This is a genomic window from Pseudomonas sp. P1.8, assembly GCF_001269805.1.
Taxonomy (GTDB): Bacteria; Pseudomonadota; Gammaproteobacteria; order Pseudomonadales; family Pseudomonadaceae; genus Aquipseudomonas.
Genome location: NZ_LHVM01000023.1, coordinates 185,822 through 205,982, shown reverse-complemented (window position 1 = coordinate 205,982; position 20,161 = coordinate 185,822). Strand labels below are relative to the sequence as shown.

The 20,161-nt window shown below is 59.7% G+C and carries 19 protein-coding genes and 1 riboswitch; of the genes, 11 read left to right on the top strand and 8 right to left on the bottom strand.

The annotated features are described in order from the left end of the window. Positions 1-104: 104 nt before the first annotated feature. Positions 105-1,514: an adenosylhomocysteinase gene (gene ahcY / locus AD668_RS25135; protein WP_053163201.1), complete on the bottom strand. Its 1,410-nt coding sequence runs from the start codon at positions 1,512-1,514 to the stop codon at positions 105-107. Between the two features lie 23 nt (positions 1,515-1,537). Further along, a riboswitch (S-adenosyl-L-homocysteine riboswitch) is annotated at positions 1,538-1,638 on the bottom strand. A gap of 198 nt (positions 1,639-1,836) precedes the next feature. Between ahcY and AD668_RS25130 the strand changes: the two genes are divergently transcribed. Further along, positions 1,837-2,241, top strand: coding sequence for an acyl-CoA thioesterase (locus AD668_RS25130; protein ID WP_053163198.1), 405 nt, complete (start codon positions 1,837-1,839; stop codon positions 2,239-2,241). A 172-nt stretch (positions 2,242-2,413) separates the two neighbouring features. Continuing rightward, entirely contained in the window at positions 2,414-3,301 is an 888-nt protein-coding gene (locus AD668_RS25125) for a formate/nitrite transporter family protein (RefSeq protein ID WP_053163195.1), read from the top strand. Between the two features lie 12 nt (positions 3,302-3,313). On the opposite strand, the gene AD668_RS25120 is transcribed toward AD668_RS25125, so the two are convergent. Then, positions 3,314-4,483: an MFS transporter gene (locus AD668_RS25120; protein WP_053163192.1), complete on the bottom strand. Its 1,170-nt coding sequence runs from the start codon at positions 4,481-4,483 to the stop codon at positions 3,314-3,316. 277 nt (positions 4,484-4,760) lie between these two features. Between AD668_RS25120 and AD668_RS25115 the strand changes: the two genes are divergently transcribed. Together AD668_RS25115 and AD668_RS25110 are read left to right on the top strand one after the other, a co-directional pair. Then, positions 4,761-5,594, top strand: coding sequence for an EamA family transporter (locus tag AD668_RS25115; RefSeq protein WP_053163187.1), 834 nt, complete (start codon positions 4,761-4,763; stop codon positions 5,592-5,594). 49 nt (positions 5,595-5,643) lie between these two features. Further along, complete coding sequence (locus AD668_RS25110) at positions 5,644-6,027, top strand: MAPEG family protein (protein ID WP_053163183.1); 384 nt, start codon at positions 5,644-5,646, stop codon at positions 6,025-6,027. Between the two features lie 91 nt (positions 6,028-6,118). On the opposite strand, the gene AD668_RS25105 is transcribed toward AD668_RS25110, so the two are convergent. Further along, entirely contained in the window at positions 6,119-7,294 is a 1,176-nt protein-coding gene (locus tag AD668_RS25105) for a murein transglycosylase A (protein ID WP_053163180.1), read from the bottom strand. 128 nt (positions 7,295-7,422) lie between these two features. On the opposite strand from AD668_RS25105, the gene AD668_RS25100 reads away from it, so the two are divergent. Next, on the top strand, positions 7,423-7,872 hold the full coding sequence (locus tag AD668_RS25100; protein WP_053163177.1) for a cytochrome c: 450 nt from the start codon (positions 7,423-7,425) through the stop codon (positions 7,870-7,872). Positions 7,873-7,941: 69 nt separating this feature from the next. Here AD668_RS25100 and AD668_RS25095 read toward each other — a convergent pair whose 3' ends face one another. The 4 genes from AD668_RS25095 to AD668_RS25080 form a co-directional block, all read right to left on the bottom strand. Continuing rightward, positions 7,942-8,337: a DUF1090 domain-containing protein gene (locus AD668_RS25095; protein WP_053163174.1), complete on the bottom strand. Its 396-nt coding sequence runs from the start codon at positions 8,335-8,337 to the stop codon at positions 7,942-7,944. Between the two features lie 83 nt (positions 8,338-8,420). Then, positions 8,421-10,100, bottom strand: a complete 1,680-nt coding sequence (gene ligB, locus AD668_RS25090; protein WP_053163171.1) for an NAD-dependent DNA ligase LigB — start codon at positions 10,098-10,100, stop codon at positions 8,421-8,423. Between the two features lie 180 nt (positions 10,101-10,280). After that, on the bottom strand, positions 10,281-11,471 hold the full coding sequence (gene metK / locus AD668_RS25085) for a methionine adenosyltransferase (RefSeq protein WP_008050251.1): 1,191 nt from the start codon (positions 11,469-11,471) through the stop codon (positions 10,281-10,283). 18 nt (positions 11,472-11,489) lie between these two features. Next, positions 11,490-12,485 (bottom strand): metalloregulator ArsR/SmtB family transcription factor, encoded by a 996-nt coding sequence (locus tag AD668_RS25080; RefSeq protein WP_053163168.1) that lies wholly within the window; start codon positions 12,483-12,485, stop codon positions 11,490-11,492. Between the two features lie 261 nt (positions 12,486-12,746). On the opposite strand from AD668_RS25080, the gene tkt reads away from it, so the two are divergent. The 6 genes from tkt to fba all read left to right on the top strand — a co-directional run bounded on the left by tkt (position 12,747) and on the right by fba (position 19,094). Further along, entirely contained in the window at positions 12,747-14,744 is a 1,998-nt protein-coding gene (gene tkt, locus AD668_RS25075) for a transketolase (protein ID WP_053163165.1), read from the top strand. A 140-nt stretch (positions 14,745-14,884) separates the two neighbouring features. Continuing rightward, on the top strand, positions 14,885-15,943 hold the full coding sequence (gene epd, locus AD668_RS25070) for an erythrose-4-phosphate dehydrogenase (protein ID WP_053163163.1): 1,059 nt from the start codon (positions 14,885-14,887) through the stop codon (positions 15,941-15,943). Positions 15,944-15,969: 26 nt separating this feature from the next. Further along, a complete protein-coding gene (locus AD668_RS25065; RefSeq protein ID WP_053163161.1) occupies positions 15,970-17,133 on the top strand; it encodes a phosphoglycerate kinase in 1,164 nt (387 codons plus the stop codon). A 35-nt stretch (positions 17,134-17,168) separates the two neighbouring features. After that, complete coding sequence (locus tag AD668_RS25060; protein WP_053163159.1) at positions 17,169-17,390, top strand: hypothetical protein; 222 nt, start codon at positions 17,169-17,171, stop codon at positions 17,388-17,390. 56 nt (positions 17,391-17,446) lie between these two features. Next, positions 17,447-17,779, top strand: coding sequence for an MliC family protein (locus AD668_RS25055; protein WP_053163157.1), 333 nt, complete (start codon positions 17,447-17,449; stop codon positions 17,777-17,779). A gap of 250 nt (positions 17,780-18,029) precedes the next feature. Beyond that, positions 18,030-19,094: a class II fructose-bisphosphate aldolase gene (gene fba, locus AD668_RS25050; RefSeq protein ID WP_053163154.1), complete on the top strand. Its 1,065-nt coding sequence runs from the start codon at positions 18,030-18,032 to the stop codon at positions 19,092-19,094. A 129-nt stretch (positions 19,095-19,223) separates the two neighbouring features. Here fba and AD668_RS25045 read toward each other — a convergent pair whose 3' ends face one another. Then, entirely contained in the window at positions 19,224-19,892 is a 669-nt protein-coding gene (locus AD668_RS25045) for a polysaccharide lyase family 7 protein (RefSeq protein WP_053163152.1), read from the bottom strand. Between the last annotated feature and the right edge of the window lie 269 nt (positions 19,893-20,161).

The window sequence follows — 20,161 nt, the reverse complement described above, 5'->3', positions numbered from 1 at the left end:
AGGATTTGTGTCGTACGCGTTACTCACATACGACCGTCCCTTGTAGGAGCCGGCTTGCCGGCGAATCAGGCGACGCGGTGTATCAGCACACCGCGATCAACCAATCAGTAGCGGTAAGCGTGCGGCTTGAACGGACCTTCAACGGTCACGCCGATGTAGTCGGCCTGGGTCTTGGTCAGTTGAGTCACGACGCCGCCGAAACCGCGGACCATTTCCAGGGCCACTTCTTCGTCGAGTTTCTTCGGCAGTACTTCAACGGTCAGACGCTCGGCTTTCTGGGCTGGCGACAGGTCGGCGTACTTCTGGCCGAACAGGAAGATCTGGGCCAGAACCTGGTTGGCGAACGAGCCGTCCATGATGCGGCTCGGGTGGCCAGTGGCGTTGCCCAGGTTAACCAGACGGCCTTCGGCCAGCAGGATCAGGTAGTCGTCGTTCTGCGGATCGAAATCGCCAGCGCCGGTGCGGTGGATCTTGTGAACCTGTGGCTTCACTTCTTCCCATGCCCAGTTCTTGCGCATGAAAGCGGTGTCGATTTCGTTGTCGAAGTGGCCGATGTTGCAGACAACCGCACGTTTCTTCAGAGCTTTGAGCATGTTCGAGTCGCAAACATTGACGTTGCCGGTGGTGGTCACGATCAGGTCGATCTTGCCCAGCAGTGCTTTGTCGATGCTCGCTTCGGTGCCGGTGTTGATACCGTCGATGAACGGCGAAACCAGTTCGAAACCGTCCATGCAGGCTTGCATGGCGCAGATCGGATCGACTTCGGAAACTTTAACGATCATGCCTTCCTGACGCAGGGACTGAGCGGAACCCTTGCCCACGTCGCCGTAACCGATGACCAGCGCTTGCTTGCCGGACAGCAGGTGGTCGGTGCCGCGCTTGATCGCGTCGTTCAGGCTGTGACGGCAGCCGTACTTGTTGTCGTTCTTGCTCTTGGTCACCGAGTCGTTGACGTTGATGGCCGGGATCTTCAGCTCGCCCTTGGCCAGCATGTCCAGCAGGCGGTGAACGCCGGTGGTGGTTTCTTCGGTCACGCCGTGAACGCGGTCCAGAACGGCTGGGTATTTCTTGTGCAGCAGCTCGGTCAGGTCGCCGCCATCGTCGAGGATCATGTTGGCGTCCCATGGCTGGCCATCCTTCAGGATGGTTTGTTCCAGGCACCACTCGTACTCTTGCTCGGTCTCGCCTTTCCAGGCGAAAACCGGGATGCCGGCAGCGGCGATGGACGCTGCAGCCTGGTCTTGAGTCGAGAAAATGTTGCAGGACGACCAGCGTACTTCGGCACCCAGGGCAACCAGGGTTTCGATCAGCACGGCAGTCTGAATGGTCATGTGGATGCAGCCAAGGATCTTGGCGCCTTTGAGCGGCTGCTCGCCGGAGTACTTGCGGCGCAGACCCATCAGGGCTGGCATTTCGGATTCAGCGATGATGGTTTCGCGACGGCCCCAGGCAGCCAGGGACATGTCGGCGACTTTGTAGTCGTTGAAATCTGCAGGCGTGTTGACAGCGCTCATGAAGAGCCTCCATTCGTAATGTATGCGAATGGGCGCCGTTGTGCGTTTAGTGTCCGGCCTCAAGGCCAGGCAACGCCCCATCCGAGCCTGACAGGTCAAACCTGCTGCAGCGCCCCTCGGACAGGTGGCGGGAAAACGGTAGCAATTGAAGATGACCGTTTTGAAACGGGGGCGATTATAGCGGGCTATGCTGATCTTCCAAAGCGTTTCTGTTGGGCAATGTCCGAACGGTAATCGAGCCCATAGTTTAAGCGTGATAGAGCTCTGGCCCGCGCTCTGCCAAGATACCGTCCATCATTCGGCAAGACGCTCAGGAGTGAACATGAATTTCCACACCCGCAAATGGGTAAAACCCGAAGACCTCAACCCTAATGGCACCTTGTTCGGCGGCAGTCTGCTGCGCTGGATCGATGAAGAAGCGGCGATTTATGCCATCGTCCAGTTGGGCAACCAGCGCGTGGTCACCAAGTACATTTCCGAAATCAACTTCGTCAGCGCCTCGCGCCAGGGCGACATCATCGAACTGGGCATCACCGCCACCGAGTTCGGCCGCACCTCGATCACGCTGACGTGCGAAGTGCGCAACAAGATCACCCGCAAAAGCATTCTGACGGTGGAGAAGATGGTCTTCGTCAACCTCGGGGAAGACGGCTTGCCCGCACCGCACGGCCGGACCGAGATCAAGTACGTCAAAGACCAGTTCCAGGACGACGACACCGGCTCTTAATGCGAGCCGTGTAGGACCTGCCGCAGGCTGCGATCTTTTGACTTTGATCCTGGCGTCATCTCTGACTGCTTAAAATCAAGATCAAAAGATCGCAGCCTTCGGCAGCTCCTACAGAACGTAAGGCCAACCCCGCGTGTCGTAGCTAGATAACCCGCCACCGGTTGCGCAGCTCATGAACTCGGCACAAAAAGGCAAGACCCCGAATCTTTCGGCGCAAGAAGAGCACGAAGTCGAAAAGAACCAGCCGCCCCGTGCAGCGGTATTGCACGAGATCATTCGCACCCAGGGCGATCAGGAACTGGAGCGCAGCATTGCGGCGTTGTGGTGGTCGGCGCTGGCGGCGGGGTTGACCATGGGCCTGTCGCTGATGGGCATGGGATTGCTCAACTCGCGTCTGCCGGACGGCGAAGGGTTCAAGGTGGTGGCGAGTTTCGGCTACTGCGCGGGTTTTCTCGCGGTGATCCTCGCTCGTCAGCAATTGTTCACCGAAAACACCCTGACCGCCGTGCTGCCGGTGATGACCAAGCCGACGCTGGCCAATTTCGGACGTTTGTTGCGTCTATGGACGGTGGTGCTGGTCGGCAATCTCTGCGGCACCCTGCTGGTGGCGTACGTGATGCTGGAGCTGCCGATTTTCGACAGCAAGACCGACGTGGCCTTTCTCGACATCGGCCGCAAGGTCATGGAAAACGACGCCAGCCAGATGTTCGCCAAGGGCATCGTTTCCGGCTGGATGATTGCCACCATGGTCTGGATGATTCCGTCCATGGAGAGCGCCAAGATGTGGATCATCATCCTCATCACCTATCTCATGGCGCTGGGGGATTTCACGCATATTGTGGTGGGGTCGGCGGAGGTGTCCTATCTGGTGTTTGCCGGGGAATTGCCATGGCGCGATTTCTGGCTGGTGTTTGCCGGACCGACGCTGCTGGGGAACATCATCGGCGGCAGCTTCATCTTTGCGCTGATCAGCCATGCGCAGATTCGCAGCGAAAGCGGCCCGCCCAAACCGCCTGCGAATCAAGCACAGACGCCTGATTCGCAGTCGCTCAAAAAGTAGACATCACGACACTCAGCCAGCCACATTCAGTGGGGCGGCGGCCCGACGCTGGCGGTAGATAAAAAACAGCGCGGTCAGTACCGTCAGCACGCTGACCAATGCGCCGGTCCACGGCAGATCCGCCAGATCGGCACCACTGGCGACCACCAGCCCGCCAATCCATGCGCCGGCCGCGTTGCCGAGATTGAACGCACTCTGGTTCAAGGTCGACCCCAGGTTCGGCGCTTCGTGGGCCTGATCGATGATCAGCAGTTGCAGGATCGGGCACAGGGCAAAAGCAAAAATTCCCCACAACACCAACGTGATGGCGGCCGGGATCACCGAATGGCTGGTCTGGCTGAAGGCCGCCAATACCACGACGACCGCCAGTGCCATCCCCACCAGTGACGGCAACAAACGGCTGTCGGCCAGTCGCCCCCCGAGCATGCTGCCGGCGGTCAGGCCTACGCCGAACAACAGCAACATGATGGTCACACCGTGGGGACTGACACCGGTGATGTCCTGCAGAATCGGCGCGATGTAGGTGAACACGCTGAACAGGCTGGTCGAAGCCAGTACGCTCATGCCCAGCGCCAACAGCACGTTGGCCTTGCCCAGTACCTTGAATTCGCTGGCGAGGTTGGCTTTGTCCATTGCAATGTTTTTGGGCAGCCAGAGCCATTGCGCGATGGCGGCAATCACGCCAATCACCGACACGGCCCAGAAAGTCGAACGCCAGCCCGCGTATTGTCCAAGGGCCGTGCCCAGTGGCACGCCGAGCACGTTGGCCAGGGTCAGGCCGGTGAACATCATGGCAATCGCCTGGGCGCGTTTGTTTGGTGCGACCAGCCCTGCAGCCACCACCGAACCGATGCCGAAGAATGCACCGTGACACAACGCAGTCACCACCCGCGCGGCCATCAGCGTGGCGTAATTCGGTGCCAGTGCGCAGAGCATGTTGCCGAGGATGAACATCAAAGTCATGCCCAGCAGCGTGGCCTTGCGCGGCATGTTGGCGGTGCCGACCGCGAGGATCGGCGCGCCGAACACGACGCCCAGGGCATAGCCGGTGATCAGCAAGCCGGCATGAGGAATGCTCACGGCAAGGTCGCGTGCAACGTCGGGCAGCAGGCCCATGATGACGAACTCGGTGGTGCCGATGCCGAAGGCGGCAACGGCGAGGGCTAGCAAAGCAAGTGGCATGCGCAAGGTCTCTGTCGGTAGTCTTGACGCTGTGATCAGGCATACGCAGACCGGTGTCCGTTCTCGACGAGAGCGGCCAGGGCAGGATTTTTATTGGAATTAGTCGTGCGCAACTGAGTGCGGCGTGGTCGGTTGCAGTATAAACAGCCACTGACATATGGCGAATCAATTCTCTCCCCCCCCCTTGTAGGAGCCGGCTTGCTGGCGATGGCGTTCTTAAGGTCACTTCGCCAGCAAGCCGGCTCCTACAAGGGGGGGACAATAAAAGGAGTGGGCCGTGCTTGCGACGGCGTTGGTGTTGGTGGCGGCGCTGTTGCACGCAGCGTGGAATACCCTGATCAAGTTCAGTGCCGAGCGGTTGCTGGTAGTGGCTTGCATGGACAGCGTGGCGCTGATTTTTGTCGCTCTGATGCTGCCTTTCGTGGCGTTACCGCCGCTGGACATCTGGCCTTGGATACTGGCGTCGGCGGCGTTCGAACTGCTCTATCGCTATTTGCTGATCCAGGCTTATCGGGTCGGGGATCTGGGGCTTGTTTACCCGTTGATGCGTGGCCTGTCACCGCTGGTGGTGCTGGCCTTGACGCTGATCTTTGCCGGGGAAGTGCTGACCCATCAGCAGATTTTCGGAATCCTGCTGATTCCCTTCGGCATGTTATGCCTGCTCTGGCAGGGCGGTGGTGGCGCGCGTCTGCCGTGGTCGATGCTGCCGGTGGTGGTGTTGATCGGTCTGTGCATCGGCTGCTACACCTTCATCGATGGCCAGGCACTGCGGCGCTGGTCGCATCCATTGGATTACCTGGTCTGGGTCACCCTGCTCAGTGCCTGGCCGTTTCCGCTGCTGGCGTGGGTGCGCAAGCGACCTGCGTTCATGCTGTTCTGGCGCGAGCAGTGGCGGTTGGGACTGGCCGTCGGATTCTGCGTGTTGTTCAGCTACGCTCTGGTGCTGTGGGCCATGCAGCTGGGATCGATTGCCGAAGCGGCGGCACTGCGCGAGATCAGTGTGATTCTGGTGGTGCTGTTCGGTATGCGTTATCTGAAAGAACCTTTTGGCGGGCCGCGCCTCTTAGCCTGTGGATTGGTGTTGATCGGCATATTGGTGATGAAATTTTGATCACCGTTGATGGATGCGATTTTCTATAATTTGAAGAAGGGACTGCGTAATGACGGTTGCTCTGTGGTGCATTTTGATTGCGATCTTCCTGCCTTACCTGTGCACGGGCGTCGCGAAGGTCAGTGGCGGATACAGGCTGAGAGACAACCATGACCCTCGGGATTTTCTCGACTCCCTGGAAGGTTTGGGCAGGCGGGCGAATTCGGCGCAGTTGAACAGCTTTGAGGTGACTCCGGCGTTCGCGGCCGCAGTGATCGTTGCGCACCTGGCCGGCAATGCCGAGTTGGTGACGATCAATGTGTTGGCGGTATTGTTCATTACCAGTCGACTGCTTTACATCATTTGCTATCTGGCGGACTGGGCAACGTTGCGGTCGTTGATGTGGTTTGTGGGGATGGGGTTGATCATCAGTTTCTTTGTGGTTTCTGTTTAAAGGCTGGATCAAAAAGATCGCAGGCTGCGCCAGCCCCTACTGGATTTCGAGTCATCTGTAGGAGCTGGCGCAGCCTGCGATCTTTTTGCTGTTAGAGCTTGTCAGCCACCTGCGGCACTTGCGGAAGTGCCGCGCCTTTAGGCCAGAGCATCCAGATCTGTCCTTGCTGTTTCATGTCCCCAGCCAACTGCCCGGCCGCCTCGCCGGTGCCCCAGAACAGGTCCGCTCGAACCTCCCCGGCAATTGCACCGCCGGTGTCCTGTGCCGCCACGGGGCGAACCAGCGCCGTGCCATCCGGTTTGGTGGTAGACAGCCACAGCAGGCTCCCCAGCGGAATCACCTTGCGATCCACCGCTGCGCTATAGCCCGCAGTCAGTGGCACGTTCAGCGATCCGCGAGGACCTTCGTTGCTGTCCGGGTTGCGAGTAAAAAACACGTAGCTCGGGTTGCTGCCGAGCAGTTCAGGAATGCGTGACGGGTTGGCCTTGGCCCACGTGCTGATGGCGCCCATGGTCACGTCTTCCTTTTTCAGCTCGCCTTGCTCCACCAGCCAACGTCCGATGGGGCGATACGGGTGTCCGTTCTGGTCGGCATAAGCAATGCGCAATTGACGCCCGCTATCGAGCTGGATGCGACCCGAGCCCTGGATTTGCAGGAATTGCAGGTTCATCGGGTCGGTCAGCCAGGCCACGACGGGTGCCTTGACCCCGTTGCTCTCGATAGTGGCTGCATCGTCGTAAGGCTTGAGCACGCGGCCTTCGAGCCGGCCGCGCAGGCGTTTGCCCTTCAATTCCGGATAAATGCTGTCGAGGGAAACGATGATCATGTCTTCGGGCACGCCATACACCGGGACATTCGCCACGTCGGTCTGGGTCAGGCTGCCGGGGTAGACCGGCTCGTAGTAGCCGGTGATCAGGCCGTTCGGGTTGTCATTGGCGGCGCGCAGGCCGTAGACGTCGAGGTTCTGCTTGAGGAAGCCGCGAATGTCGCTGGCGGTTTGCGGCACATTGGCAGCCGCGGCGCAGGTGCCGCCCCAGACAGCGTCAGCCTTGAGTCGCGTGCAGGCGCTACGCCATGAGCCGAAACCGGCGACGAGGTCGCTGTCGGACACCGCTGGGAGTGCTTCCCACGTGGCGCTTGAGTACGTGGCCAGGGCGTGGGTTTTCGGTTTGTTGTCATCGCTTCCACCGGTGCAGCCTGCGAGCACGGCCACCATCGGAAGGGTCCAGGCAAGGCTGTGACGCCAGGCCTTGAAACGGCTGTTCATGGAGTGATTCCTTTGCCGGTTGCCCGAGTGCTCCATGCGCTCAAACAACCCGTATTGATAATAGGGCTATTGGTCTTTACCGATCAGGCGAGGATACTGGCCGCCGTTTTCCGTGACCTGAAGCCACCATGACTCTTAAAAGACTTTCTGTTGTATTGCTGGTCTGTCTGACCCTGTCCGCCTGTGGCGGGGTCGACCCCAACTCGCCGCTCGGTCAACGCAAGGCCATTTTCAAGCAGATGCTCAAGACCGGTGAAGATCTGGGGGGCATGTTGCGTGGGCGTATTGCGTTCGACGGCCCGAAGTTCGCCGAGGGTGCGGTGAAGCTTGATGCCTTGTCCCATGAACCCTGGAAACATTTTCCGAAGGTGCGCGAAGAAGATCACACCAGCGCCACGAGCGATGTCTGGGAGCAACAGGCTCGCTTTCAGGGAATGGCCCGCGACCTTGAGGCGGCCACCGGTGAATTGGTGATTGCCAGCCAGGTCCAGCCCTACAAGGCCAGCAATCTGGGGCCGGCGGTGCAGAAGGTCGAAGATGCTTGCAGCGCATGTCATAAGGCGTTTCGGGACCATTGATTCAGGAAAGGATCGCAGCCTTCGGCAGCTCCTGCGTAGGCTGCGATCTTTTAATCTCAAGCCGAGCGGTTACTTATCCAATTCATCCAGCGCTTCCTGCAATTCCTTGCGGGATTCGGCGAGCTTGTCCTTGCGCTTGTTGATCTTGTCGGGATCGCCTTTTTTCATGGCCTTGTCGAGATCGGCCTGACGCTGGCTGACTTCATGCTTGGCGTCGAGCACCTTGTTTTCCCGTTCTTTTTTCAGCGATGCGTCCGTGCAGTTTGCCTCGACTTCGCTCAGAGCCTTTTCCAGACCGGCCTGTTGGTCGAGATTAGCGTGGGATTTGGCCAGTTCGATCTGGTTGATGATGCCTTGCTTCTTGGCGGCGCATCCGGTCAGCCCCGGTGCTTCTTCATCCGCCATCAGCGGAGTGGCCAGCACGCTGCAAAGGGTCAACAGGGCCAGCGGTGAAAGAAGTTTCATAAAAGCTCCATGTAAGAAAGCAAGCGGGGTGACGATGGCTTGTTTGAGCCGATCGACACCTTGGGGTTCCCGGTGGACGTCGGCTAAAAGCCGTCGATCCCGATGTCACGTAACGTTTCACTCAGAGCCAGCACCTGCGGATCGCGGAAAAAGGCGTTCAATTGTGCCGCGCGCCCCGGTCCGATACCGGCTTCGGCCTGCCACTGTTCGGTGTTTCGTTGTGCCAGTGCCTGCCATGAGTCGGCGAGTTTCGCCTGGCCTGTCGGCGGCAATCCCAACGCGTTGAGCCAGCGAGCGAAAGGACGTTGTCGGGCGCTGCTGAAACTGGCAGCAAGACGCATTGCACTGCGTTCGCCGAAACCGTCAATGTTAGCAAGCTCTCGGGCATCAAGGGTCATCCAATCCAGCAGGCTATTCAGGTGACCTGTTGCAAGAAGTTTTTCCCAGGTGCCGGCGCCGACATGGGGCAAGGCCAGGCCTTGTTTGCCGCTAAGCCAGGTCAGGCGCGCAAGAAACTGGCTTTCGCATCCAGGGGTCGGCTGCCAGCAGCTCAACGGATGAAAGTTCTCGGTCTGGGGCACGTTTAATTCAACGCGTTCCGTACTGCGCAAAACGACGTCATCGAGCCTCGGAATCGTCAGGCCGGCAAGGCTGATGGAGACCCGATCGCCCGGGCGAATATCCATCTCCTGCCAGCGTTGCAGGGAGCTGGCGCTGACACGCTTGATTTGCCGATCATCCAGTTTCACCGGTTTGAGCTCCAGCACCGGGGTAATGCGCCCGGTCCGTCCGATCTGGAAGTGAACCTTGCGCACGTCGGCCAGAGCCTGGGCGAACGGGTACTTCCAGGCCGCGCCCCAGTAAGGCGGTTTCGCCTGCCAGCGGTCGGCGGACGGACGCTGGCTCTGGCGCAGGACAATGCCGTCACTGGCGAAGGGCAGGGCGGAGCGATACCAGTGGTCGCGCCAGCGTTCGGCGTCGGCCAGTCCATGGATCGGCTGGCTATACGCGACGGTGTCGGGGAAACCCAATTCATTCAATGCAGCCGCTCGTGCTGGCAAGCTCGCCGGGCCTTGGGGCCAGTCCCAGACGAACACACCGATACCGGCAGCCTGTGCATCATTCAACATCTTGCGACCCATCAACCCGGCCACCGTGGCACGGGCATTGAGACTGCCGTCCCGGGCTTGTACGTGTTTGTTCAGGCGCCAATAGATTTCACCTTGTACAAGCAGGTTCAGGGATTGTGATAACTGGTTGGGAATGGCCGGAATCTGCCGTGCGGCCACTGTCCAGTCCAGACCCTTTACGCCGTCGCCGCGACTGATTGCCTGAGCCAGTTGTCCATTACGGTAAATCAGCGTGACCGCCACGCCGTCGATTTTCGGTTGTGCCCAGACATCTACCCGGTCGCGCAACCATTTTTCGACAGCACTTGCATCGTGCAGTTTTCCCAGCCCGGTATGGACAATCGGGTGGGAGATTGTCCCGCGAGCCGTGCGTAAAGGATCCGCGGCAGGGCCCAGATTGAAGCATTGGCGCCAACTGCTCAGCCGCGCGTGGGACTGATCATAGAGTTCATCGGCAACCAGTGAGCGACCTTGTCGATGATAGTTGTCGTCCCAGATGTCGATTTGCTGTTGCAGCTTGCCGACTTCATTCAGGGCGCGTTCGGAAGGCCAGTCGGGGCACTCAGTGGCGCTGGCGGTCAGGTGGGCAACGGTCAGAAGAGCGGAAAAAAGCAGGCGCAGGTCGGGAAGCATCTTGAGCGTCCTTGCTCGGTGAGGTGCGTGAAGGCTAGATCAGTATCAGTTGGTGCAGCGAGGGGGTGTTTTGCCGGGTATTGCCGGTGACAGGACTGGCCGCGCCACGGTGTAAAGCCAACCCCAATAAAAAGCCCCGCAGGGCGCGAACCGTGCGGGGCTTTTGGGTGCAGCAGGAAGTTACAGGCCGGCAGCGGAACGCAGGGCGTCGGCGCGGTCGGTTTTCTCCCATGTGAACGTGGTGAAAGTGTCGTCACCAACGGTCTTGGTTGCCGGGGTGCGACCGAAGTGGCCGTACGCTGCGGTTTCCTGGTACATCGGGTGCAGCAGGTCGAGCATGGTGGTGATCGCGTATGGACGCAGGTCGAACACTTCGCGGACCAGTTTGACGATCTTGTCGTCGCTGATCTTGCCGGTGCCGAAGGTGTTCAGCGAGATCGACGTCGGCTGGGCAACACCGATGGCGTAGGACACCTGAATCTCGCAACGCTCAGCCAGGCCGGCAGCTACGATGTTCTTGGCCACGTAACGCCCGGCGTAGGCTGCCGAACGGTCAACCTTCGATGGATCCTTGCCGGAGAATGCGCCGCCGCCGTGACGGGCCATGCCGCCGTAGCTGTCGACGATGATCTTGCGACCGGTCAGACCGCAGTCACCCACTGGGCCGCCAATGATGAACTGGCCGGTCGGGTTGATGTGGAACTGGGTGTCCTTGGACAGCAGTTCGGCAGGCAGCACGTGCTTGACGATCAGCTCCATCACGCCTTCGCGCAGGTCGTTGTACGACACTTCAGGGTTGTGCTGGGTCGACAGAACGACGGCGTCGATACCGACAACCTTGCCGTTTTCGTAACGGCAGGTTACTTGCGACTTGGCGTCCGGACGCAGCCAAGGCAGCAGGCCGGATTTACGGGCTTCAGCTTGCCTTTGTACAAGCTGGTGCGAGAAGGTGATCGGTGCAGGCATCAGCACGTCGGTTTCATTGCTGGCGTAGCCGAACATCAGGCCCTGGTCGCCGGCGCCCTGATCTTCAGGCTTGGCACGGTCGACACCCTGGTTGATGTCCGGGGACTGCTTGCCGATGATGTTCATCACGCCGCAGGTCGCGCCGTCGAAGCCAACGTCGGAGCTGGTGTAGCCGATGTTGGTGATCACGTCACGAACGATCTGCTCCAGGTCAACCCAGGCCGAAGTGGTAACTTCGCCGGCGATGATCGCCACGCCCGTTTTCACCAGAGTCTCGCACGCCACACGGGCGAACTTGTCTTCAGCAATGATGGCGTCCAGCACCGCATCAGAAATCTGGTCGGCGATTTTGTCCGGATGCCCTTCAGACACGGACTCGGAGGTGAAAAGGGAGTATTCGCTCATCTCGATGTTTTCCTGAAATTACCGATGGTGAGTGTCGCCAGCCGGCCGCTGAAAGTTACGGACCTGGATCTGGAAACCATTACGTAAGCCTACATAGAGGCTTTCCCCGGGAACGAGTCCCGCAGCGGTGGCCCAACGGGCCAGATCGTCCTGTTCAAACCCCAACCAGAGATCACCGCAGGCCTCCTTGGCCCAACTCTGGTTGTGGCTACATAACTCTGTCACTAACAGGCTACCGCCTGGTTGCAGCAAGTGGGCCATGTGCTTGAGTGCATCGGCCGGTGCGGCAAAGTGGTGCAGCACCATGTTCAGTACCACGCAATCGGCCTTGAGAGAGACGCCGTTCAAGGCGTCGGCCAGTTGCAGGCTGACGTTAGTCAGCTTGTCGCGTTCGCAGACCTGGCGCGCCAGTTCGAGCATCGCGGTGCTGTTGTCCAGCGCCGTGACCTCGGTGAAGCGGCGCGCCAGTTCCGGCAGAAATGCGCCGTCTCCGGGGCCGACTTCAATGGCTGTGGCGCCTTGACCGAAGCTCAACTTGTCGAGCAGGGCCACCACGCTGTCGCGGTACTGCGGCAGGCCGGCGATCAGGTCTTGCTGGGCGCGAAACTTCTCCGCGACCCGTGAAAAAAAGTCCTGGCTGGCCGCTGCGCGTTGCCCATGGACCTGCGCGATGCGCCCCAGTACGTCAGCCGGCAGCGTCAGGTTGTCCACTTCGTCGAGCAGCGCGGCGTGCAGTTTGCCGCCCAGCAGTTCGGTGTGAGGCAGGGCGCGACGGTAGAAAATCGCGTTGCCCTCACGGCGGGTCGCCACCAGGTCGGCCTGGGCCAGGACCTTGAGGTGGTGGCTCATGCCCGACTGGCCAATGCCGAAAATCTGCGCCAGTTCCAGCACGCCGAACGAGTCGTTGGCCAATGCGCGCAAGACATTCAACCGCAGAGGATCGCCGCCAGCCTTGCACAGGGCCGCCAGCTCATCGCAATCGTCATGTTGAATGGAGGGCACGCGTAAGTTCATAGGGCCGGCAGTCTAGTCATGGGTCGAAAGCATCGCAAGGGCAATATCAAAAAGTTTTGATATTGCACGATAGATGGCACTTCCAGGCGTTAGCTTCAGTCAACAAACGGACGGCGGAAAGGATTCACCAACCGAAACCGCCGTTATCCGTTGGAAAAACGCCTTCAGATGACTATCTGTCATTGCCCCGAGGCGTCCGGGTGAGGGAAAATGCTCGCCTTTTTTCCGATTCGTTTTAATCAAGCCCCCAGGAGAACAGCGATGCCTAGCCGTCGTGAGCGTGCCAACGCCATTCGTGCCCTCAGCATGGATGCCGTGCAAAAAGCCAACAGCGGCCATCCGGGTGCCCCCATGGGTATGGCGGATATCGCCGAGGTACTTTGGCGCGACTACCTCAAGCACAACCCGAGCAATCCATCCTTCGCCGACCGTGACCGCTTCGTGCTGTCCAACGGTCACGGCTCGATGTTGATCTACTCGCTGCTGCACCTGACTGGCTACGACCTGTCGATCGAAGACCTGAAGCAGTTCCGTCAGCTGCACAGCCGCACCCCGGGTCACCCGGAACTTGGCTACACCCCGGGTGTTGAGACCACCACCGGTCCATTGGGCCAGGGCTTGGCCAACGCCGTGGGCTTTGCCCTGGCTGAAAAAGTCCTGGCGGCGCAGTTCAACCGCCCAGGCCACAACATCGTCGATCACCACACCTATGTGTTCCTGGGTGATGGCTGCATGATGGAAGGCATCTCCCATGAAGTCGCTTCCCTGGCCGGTACCCTGGGCCTGGGCAAGCTGATTGCCTTCTACGATGACAACGGCATCTCCATCGACGGCGAGGTTGAAGGCTGGTTCACCGATGACACGCCGAAGCGTTTTGAATCCTACAACTGGCAGGTGATTCGCAACGTCGACGGTCACGATCCGGAAGAAATCAAGACCGCCATCGATACGGCCCGCAAAAGCGAGCAGCCGACCCTGATCTGCTGCAAGACCACCATCGGCTTCGGTTCGCCGAACAAGCAAGGCAAGGAAGACTGCCACGGCGCCCCACTGGGTGACGCGGAAATCGCCCTGACCCGTGCGGCGCTGAAGTGGAACCACGGCCCGTTCGAAATTCCGGCCGACATCTATGCCGAGTGGGATGCCAAGGAAGCAGGTAAAGCTGCCGAAGCCGAGTGGGACCAGCGTTTCGCGGCCTACTCCGCAGCATTCCCGACCGAAGCCAACGAACTGGTTCGTCGTCTGAGCGGCGAACTGCCGGCTGATTTCAGCGAAAAAGCCTCGGCCTACATCGCTGAAGTCGCTGCCAAAGGCGAAACCATTGCCAGCCGTAAAGCCAGTCAGAACGCGCTGAATGCATTCGGCCCGTTGCTGCCTGAGTTCCTCGGCGGTTCGGCTGACCTGGCCGGCTCCAACCTGACCCTGTGGAAAGGCTGCAAAGGCGTGACTGCCGAAGACGCCAGTGGCAACTACATGTATTACGGCGTGCGCGAATTCGGCATGACCGCGATCATGAACGGCGTTGCCCTGCACGGCGGCCTGGTGCCTTACGGCGCGACCTTCCTGATGTTCATGGAATACGCCCGCAACGCAGTGCGCATGTCCGCTCTGATGAAGCAGCGTGTGATCCACGTCTACACCCACGACTCCATCGGTCTGGGCGAAGACGGCCCGACTCACCAGCCAATCGAGCAACTGGCCAGCCTGCGCTGCACGCCGAACCTCGACACCTGGCGTCCAGCCGATGCTGTTGAATCGGCCGTGAGCTGGAAATACGCACTGGAGCGCAAGGACGGTCCTTCGGCCCTGATCTTCTCGCGTCAGAATCTGCAGCACCAAACCCGTGATGCCGGCCAGATCGCCGACATCAGCCGTGGTGGTTATGTGCTGAAAGACTGCGCTGGTGAGCCAGAGCTGATCCTGATCGCTACCGGTTCGGAAGTGGGTCTGGCCGTTCAGGCCTTCGACAAACTGACCGAGCAGGGCCGCAAGGTTCGCGTGGTTTCCATGCCATGTACCAGCGTCTTCGATGCCCAGGACGCCGGCTACAAGCAATCGGTTCTGCCGTTGCAGGTCAGCGCCCGTATCGCCATCGAGGCTGCTCACGCAGACTACTGGTACAAGTACGTGGGCCTGGAAGGTCGCGTGATCGGCATGACCACCTACGGCGAGTCGGCGCCTGCGCCTGCCTTGTTCGAAGAGTTCGGTTTCACCCTGGAAAACATCCTGGGTCAGGCTGAAGAGTTGCTGGAAGACTAAGCAACAACGGCATCTGCGATACCCTGTAGGAGCTGCCGAAGGCTGCGATCCTTTGATCTTGATCTTTAAAGATCGCAGCCTCGTTTCACTCGACAGCTCCTACAGGGGTTGTGTTGTTAGCGAATACTATCGAGAACCCCATGCCTCAACCGCGTCCCTACAAAGTTGCACTCAACGGCTACGGCCGGATTGGTCGTTGCGTCTTGCGTGCGTTGTTCGAGCGAGGCGACAAGGCCGGGTTTGAAATTGTCGCGATCAACGATCTGGCGGACATGGCCAGCATCGAATACCTGACACGCTTCGACTCTACTCACGGGCGTTTTCCCGGCGAAGTGAAAGTCGACGGCGATTGTCTGCATATCAATGGCGACTGCGTGAAGGTCCTGCGCAGTGCCACCCCCGAAGGCATCGATTGGACGTCCCTGGGCGTTGATCTGGTGCTGGAGTGCTCCGGCGCTTATAACACGCGCGAAGACGGCCAGCGTTTCCTCGACGCCGGCGCCCCGCGCGTGCTGTTTTCCCAGCCGATGGCCAGCGAGACCGATGTCGACGCCACCATCGTCTACGGCGTGAACCAGGACTGCCTGACCGGCGACGAACTGCTGGTGTCCAACGCGTCCTGCACCACCAACTGCGGCGTGCCGTTGTTGCGTCTGCTGAACCAGGCGATCGGTCTGGATTACGTGTCGATCACCACGATTCACTCGGCGATGAACGATCAGCCGGTCATCGATGCCTATCACCACGAAGACCTGCGCCGCACCCGTTCGGCGTTCCAGTCGGTGATCCCGGTGTCCACCGGTCTGGCGCGCGGCATCGAACGCCTGTTGCCGGAACTTGCCGGGCGAATTCAGGCCAAAGCCGTGCGGGTGCCGACGGTTAACGTGTCCTGCCTCGACATTACGATGCAGACCGCCACCGCGACCGACGCCTGCGAAGTCAACCGGATCCTGCGCGAAGCCGCCACCAGCGGACCGCTCAAAGGCCTGCTGGCCTACACCGAGCTACCTCACGCAAGCTGTGATTTCAACCATGACCCACATTCGGCGATCGTCGATGCCAGTCAGACCCGCGTTTCCGGCCCTCGGCTGGTGAACATCCTGGCCTGGTTCGACAACGAATGGGGTTTTGCCAACCGAATGCTGGACGTTGCAGAGCACTATCTGCAAACAGCGACTTCAAAAAAACCTGCTCTCTAAGATCAGCTACTCAGGAAATGCGACCCATGACCGTGTTGAAGATGTCCGACCTCGATCTGCAAGGTAAGCGCGTATTGATCCGCGAAGACCTCAACGTCCCAGTCAAGGACGGTGTTGTCACCAGCGATGCGCGTATCCTGGCCTCGCTGCCGACCATCAAGCTGGCCCTGGAAAAAGGCGCGGCCGTGATGGTCTGCTCGCACCTTGGCCGACCGACCGAAGGCGAGTTCTCGGCCGAGAACAGCCTCAAGCCAGTCGCCGACTATCTGAGCAAGGCGCTGGGCCGTGAAGTGCCACTGGTCGCTGACTACCTGGGCGGTGTTGACGTCAAGGCCGGCGACATCGTGCTGTTCGAAAACGTGCGCTTCAACAAAGGCGAGAAAAAGAACGCCGACGACCTGGCCCAGCAATACGCAGCCCTGTGCGACGTGTTCGTGATGGACGCCTTCGGCACCGCTCACCGTGCCGAGGGTTCGACCCACGGCGTGGCCAAGTTCGCCAAAGTTGCTGCTGCCGGCCCGTTGCTGGCCGCTGAACTGGATGCACTGGGCAAAGCCCTGGGCGCTCCGGCCCAGCCAATGGCGGCCATCGTCGCCGGTTCCAAGGTGTCGACCAAACTCGACGTGCTGAACAGCCTGAGCCAGATCTGCAACCAGTTGATCGTGGGCGGCGGTATTGCCAACACCTTTCTGGCCGCTGCCGGTCACCCGGTCGGCAAATCCCTGTACGAGCCGGACCTGCTGGACACCGCTCGCGCCATCGCCGCCAAGGTCAGCGTACCGCTGCCAGTCGACGTAGTGGTTGCCAAGGAATTCGCTGAAAGCGCGACGGCCACCGTGAAGCTGATCGCTGACGTCGCGGCTGACGACATGATCCTGGACATCGGCCCGCAGACCGCGGCGAATTTCGCCGAGTTGCTGAAGTCGTCGCAAACCATTCTGTGGAATGGTCCGGTCGGCGTGTTCGAGTTCGATCAATTCGGTAACGGCACCAAAGTTTTGGCCCAGGCGATCGCCGACAGCGCAGCGTTCTCCATCGCTGGCGGCGGCGACACACTGGCCGCCATCGACAAATATGGCGTTGCCGCGCAAATCTCCTACATTTCTACCGGCGGCGGTGCGTTCCTCGAATTCGTTGAAGGCAAAGTGTTGCCAGCCGTTGAAGTCCTGGAAAGCCGGGCCAAGGCCTGAGGGTCGCCCGTTTGACCAGGCAAGGGAGTGTTGAAATGGTCAAGACGCTAGCGCTGTTGATTGTCGCAGGTTCACTGGTGGCTTGCGGGAGTAACCCGAAAGCCACAGCGGAACCTGCGCCATCCGCGCCGGAAAAAAGTTGCTACCAGGCCGACTGGCAAGCGGAAACCAACCCGGTGCTCAACAAGCGTTCCGGACCTGATGGCCTGGACAAATACGAGACACAGACCCCCGCCAAGGAACATGGCTGCCCTTGACGGGTCTGACTCTTTACTCAGGGCCGGCGGCGTGTGCCATCGGTCGAGGGACATGGATGAAAGGTTTTATCGCCGTTACGGCACTGGCATTGCTGGCAGGGTGCGCCTATCTGAATCCGTTCCAGTCGTCCGCCCCCGTGGATAACTGGACGGCCTGGACCTGCGACAGCCAGGCCAAAGTGCTGTGGCGCTTCACCGATGACAGCCGCAAAGAAGTCGACGTGCGCCTGGGCGGTGCCGATCAGGTTTATCGCTTGAAAGAGGAACCGGGTGCGTCGGGCTCGCTGTACAGCAACGACATGCTGGCGTTTCACATGAAAGGTGAGGAAGGCCTGGTTTACTGGGTCGCCACCAATGATTTGATTGGCCGCGGCTGCAAGGCGCAATAAACAGACTATGCCGTACCTGTAGGAGCGAGCCTGCTCGCGATGGTCGTTAACGATAACGCGGGGTGCCTGAATGCCCGCGTTGTCTGGGCCACCATCGCGAGCAGGCTCGCTCCTGCAGAGGGCAGTGACCAGATGCAGCACTGAATTCGCAGGTACGGGCTCAACCCCCGATCTGCAATAACTTGAATAGCCGCCGCCGCTCCGGCAGGCTGGCACGATTAACGACCCTCAACCGGGAGAGATACACACAATGGCACTTATCAGCATGCGCCAGATGCTGGACCACGCAGCCGAGTTCGGCTACGGCGTTCCAGCCTTCAACGTCAACAACCTTGAGCAGATGCGCGCCATCATGGAAGCCGCTGACAAGACTGACTCCCCGGTGATCGTCCAGGCTTCGGCCGGTGCTCGCAAATACGCCGGTGCACCGTTCCTGCGTCACTTGATCCTGGCCGCCATCGAAGAATTCCCGCACATCCCGGTGTGCATGCACCAGGACCACGGCACCAGCCCTGACGTCTGCCAGCGCTCCATTCAACTGGGCTTCAGCTCGGTCATGATGGACGGTTCCCTGGGTGAAGACGGCAAGACCCCGACCGACTACGACTACAACGTCCGTGTGACCCAACAAACTGTAGCCTTGGCTCACGCCTGCGGCGTTTCGGTAGAAGGCGAGCTGGGTTGCCTGGGTTCGCTGGAAACCGGCATGGCCGGTGAAGAAGACGGCATCGGCGCCGAAGGCGTTCTGGATCACAGTCAGATGCTGACCGACCCGGAAGAAGCCGCTGACTTCGTAAAACGCACTCAGGTCGATGCCCTGGCCATCGCCATCGGCACCAGCCACGGCGCCTACAAGTTCACCAAGCCGCCTACCGGCGACGTGCTGGCCATCGACCGCATCAAGGAAATCCACAAGCGCATTCCGAACACTCACCTGGTGATGCACGGTTCGTCTTCGGTTCCGCAAGAGTGGCTGGCGATCATCAACCAGTACGGCGGCGACATCAAAGAAACCTACGGCGTACCGGTTGAAGAAATCGTTGAAGGCATCAAGCACGGCGTGCGCAAGGTCAACATCGATACCGACCTGCGCCTGGCGTCCACCGGCGCCATGCGTCGCCTGATGGCCACCAACCCGAGCGAGTTCGACCCACGTAAATTCTTCGGCGCCACCGTTACCGCCATGCGTGACGTGTGCATCGCTCGCTACGAAGCCTTCGGCACTGCCGGCAACGCTTCGAAGATCAAGGCGATCTCGCTGGAAGGCATGTATCAGCGTTACCTGAAAGGTGAGCTGAACGCCAAGGTCAACTAAGCCTTAGTGTTTGAGTCGCATAAAAACCCGCCGAGAGGCGGGTTTTTTTTTATTGAAATCCAATGATCGCAGCCTGCGGCAGCTCCTACGGTTTGAATACCTGTAGGAGCTGCCGAAGCCTGCGATTTTCTACTTGTCGTGATCAATATCCAGCTTGCTGAACGTCACCTTCCCGCCCTCGCTGGTGTAGCCGGTGTTGTCCTGTACATACACCCCGGCTTTGAAATACAGCGGTTTGTCGCGCCAGGTCGCGCTTATGTTGGTGTCCCACTGGTAGCCTGCCGCACTGATGCCCAACGCGCCGCCGGGGCTCAGGTGAATGAGGTAGGAGAATTCGCGGTCGAGTTTGACCCCGGTGGCAATGGTGATCACCCGGCCTGTGTCATCGGTAGGGTGCATGCGTACCTTCGCGACGATGTTGCCGGTCTGGGTTTTGGTCTTGTACTGATACTCCACTTTCACCATGGGTTTTTGGCTTTCGTACGCATGGATTTGACCAATGACGATTTTCCCTGAACTCGGCACCTGGTTGACCGCCAGGGTGGCGCGCAAGGTGTTGTCGGCGTCGGGGTAATACCAATTGCGCAAGGTGCCATTGCTGTAGGTTTCGCGTAGTTCGGTACGCGGATAGATCGCATTTTCGGTGCGAGAACCGGTCACCGGGGTCCAGAAAAACAGGGTGCCGGTGTCGGAATGGAAGTATTGATCCTTGAAGCCGTCCACCAGTCTGGAGGTTTGTACGGTGTACGGCGGGCTGCCAACAGGAACGCTGAGGTTCCAGGTTGCGAGGTCGATCATGTCGGTTCTTCCATTTGATTCATGCTGCACGCACGTGCCAGAAGCTCTAGCCCGCGCCTTTTGGGGCGGTCTTTATAATCGTGGAGGGGTGGTTTGTTAACGCCCGTCTGGCAGATGGTTGACGCCAACATCCTGTCGTATTGCCATCTGTCCCGGTTTTAGCGGCCTGCAGGTGTGACCGTTAGTCGGCGAATTAACCCTTTGGTTAGATGATGGCGCACTGACACCTACTGCTTTATTGGATCCAGGTCTAGAGTAATGGCTTAGTA

Coding starts and splice junctions, on each gene's coding strand:
- ahcY (WP_053163201.1), bottom strand. CDS start 1,514: ATGAGCGCTGTCAACACGCCTGCAGATTTCAACGACTACAAAGTCGCC.
- AD668_RS25130 (WP_053163198.1), top strand. CDS start 1,837: ATGAATTTCCACACCCGCAAATGGGTAAAACCCGAAGACCTCAACCCT.
- AD668_RS25125 (WP_053163195.1), top strand. CDS start 2,414: ATGAACTCGGCACAAAAAGGCAAGACCCCGAATCTTTCGGCGCAAGAA.
- AD668_RS25120 (WP_053163192.1), bottom strand. CDS start 4,483: ATGCCACTTGCTTTGCTAGCCCTCGCCGTTGCCGCCTTCGGCATCGGC.
- AD668_RS25110 (WP_053163183.1), top strand. CDS start 5,644: ATGACGGTTGCTCTGTGGTGCATTTTGATTGCGATCTTCCTGCCTTAC.
- AD668_RS25105 (WP_053163180.1), bottom strand. CDS start 7,294: ATGAACAGCCGTTTCAAGGCCTGGCGTCACAGCCTTGCCTGGACCCTT.
- AD668_RS25100 (WP_053163177.1), top strand. CDS start 7,423: ATGACTCTTAAAAGACTTTCTGTTGTATTGCTGGTCTGTCTGACCCTG.
- AD668_RS25095 (WP_053163174.1), bottom strand. CDS start 8,337: ATGAAACTTCTTTCACCGCTGGCCCTGTTGACCCTTTGCAGCGTGCTG.
- ligB (WP_053163171.1), bottom strand. CDS start 10,100: ATGCTTCCCGACCTGCGCCTGCTTTTTTCCGCTCTTCTGACCGTTGCC.
- metK (WP_008050251.1), bottom strand. CDS start 11,471: ATGAGCGAATACTCCCTTTTCACCTCCGAGTCCGTGTCTGAAGGGCAT.
- AD668_RS25080 (WP_053163168.1), bottom strand. CDS start 12,485: ATGAACTTACGCGTGCCCTCCATTCAACATGACGATTGCGATGAGCTG.
- tkt (WP_053163165.1), top strand. CDS start 12,747: ATGCCTAGCCGTCGTGAGCGTGCCAACGCCATTCGTGCCCTCAGCATG.
- epd (WP_053163163.1), top strand. CDS start 14,885: ATGCCTCAACCGCGTCCCTACAAAGTTGCACTCAACGGCTACGGCCGG.
- AD668_RS25065 (WP_053163161.1), top strand. CDS start 15,970: ATGACCGTGTTGAAGATGTCCGACCTCGATCTGCAAGGTAAGCGCGTA.
- AD668_RS25060 (WP_053163159.1), top strand. CDS start 17,169: ATGGTCAAGACGCTAGCGCTGTTGATTGTCGCAGGTTCACTGGTGGCT.
- AD668_RS25055 (WP_053163157.1), top strand. CDS start 17,447: ATGAAAGGTTTTATCGCCGTTACGGCACTGGCATTGCTGGCAGGGTGC.
- fba (WP_053163154.1), top strand. CDS start 18,030: ATGGCACTTATCAGCATGCGCCAGATGCTGGACCACGCAGCCGAGTTC.
- AD668_RS25045 (WP_053163152.1), bottom strand. CDS start 19,892: ATGATCGACCTCGCAACCTGGAACCTCAGCGTTCCTGTTGGCAGCCCG.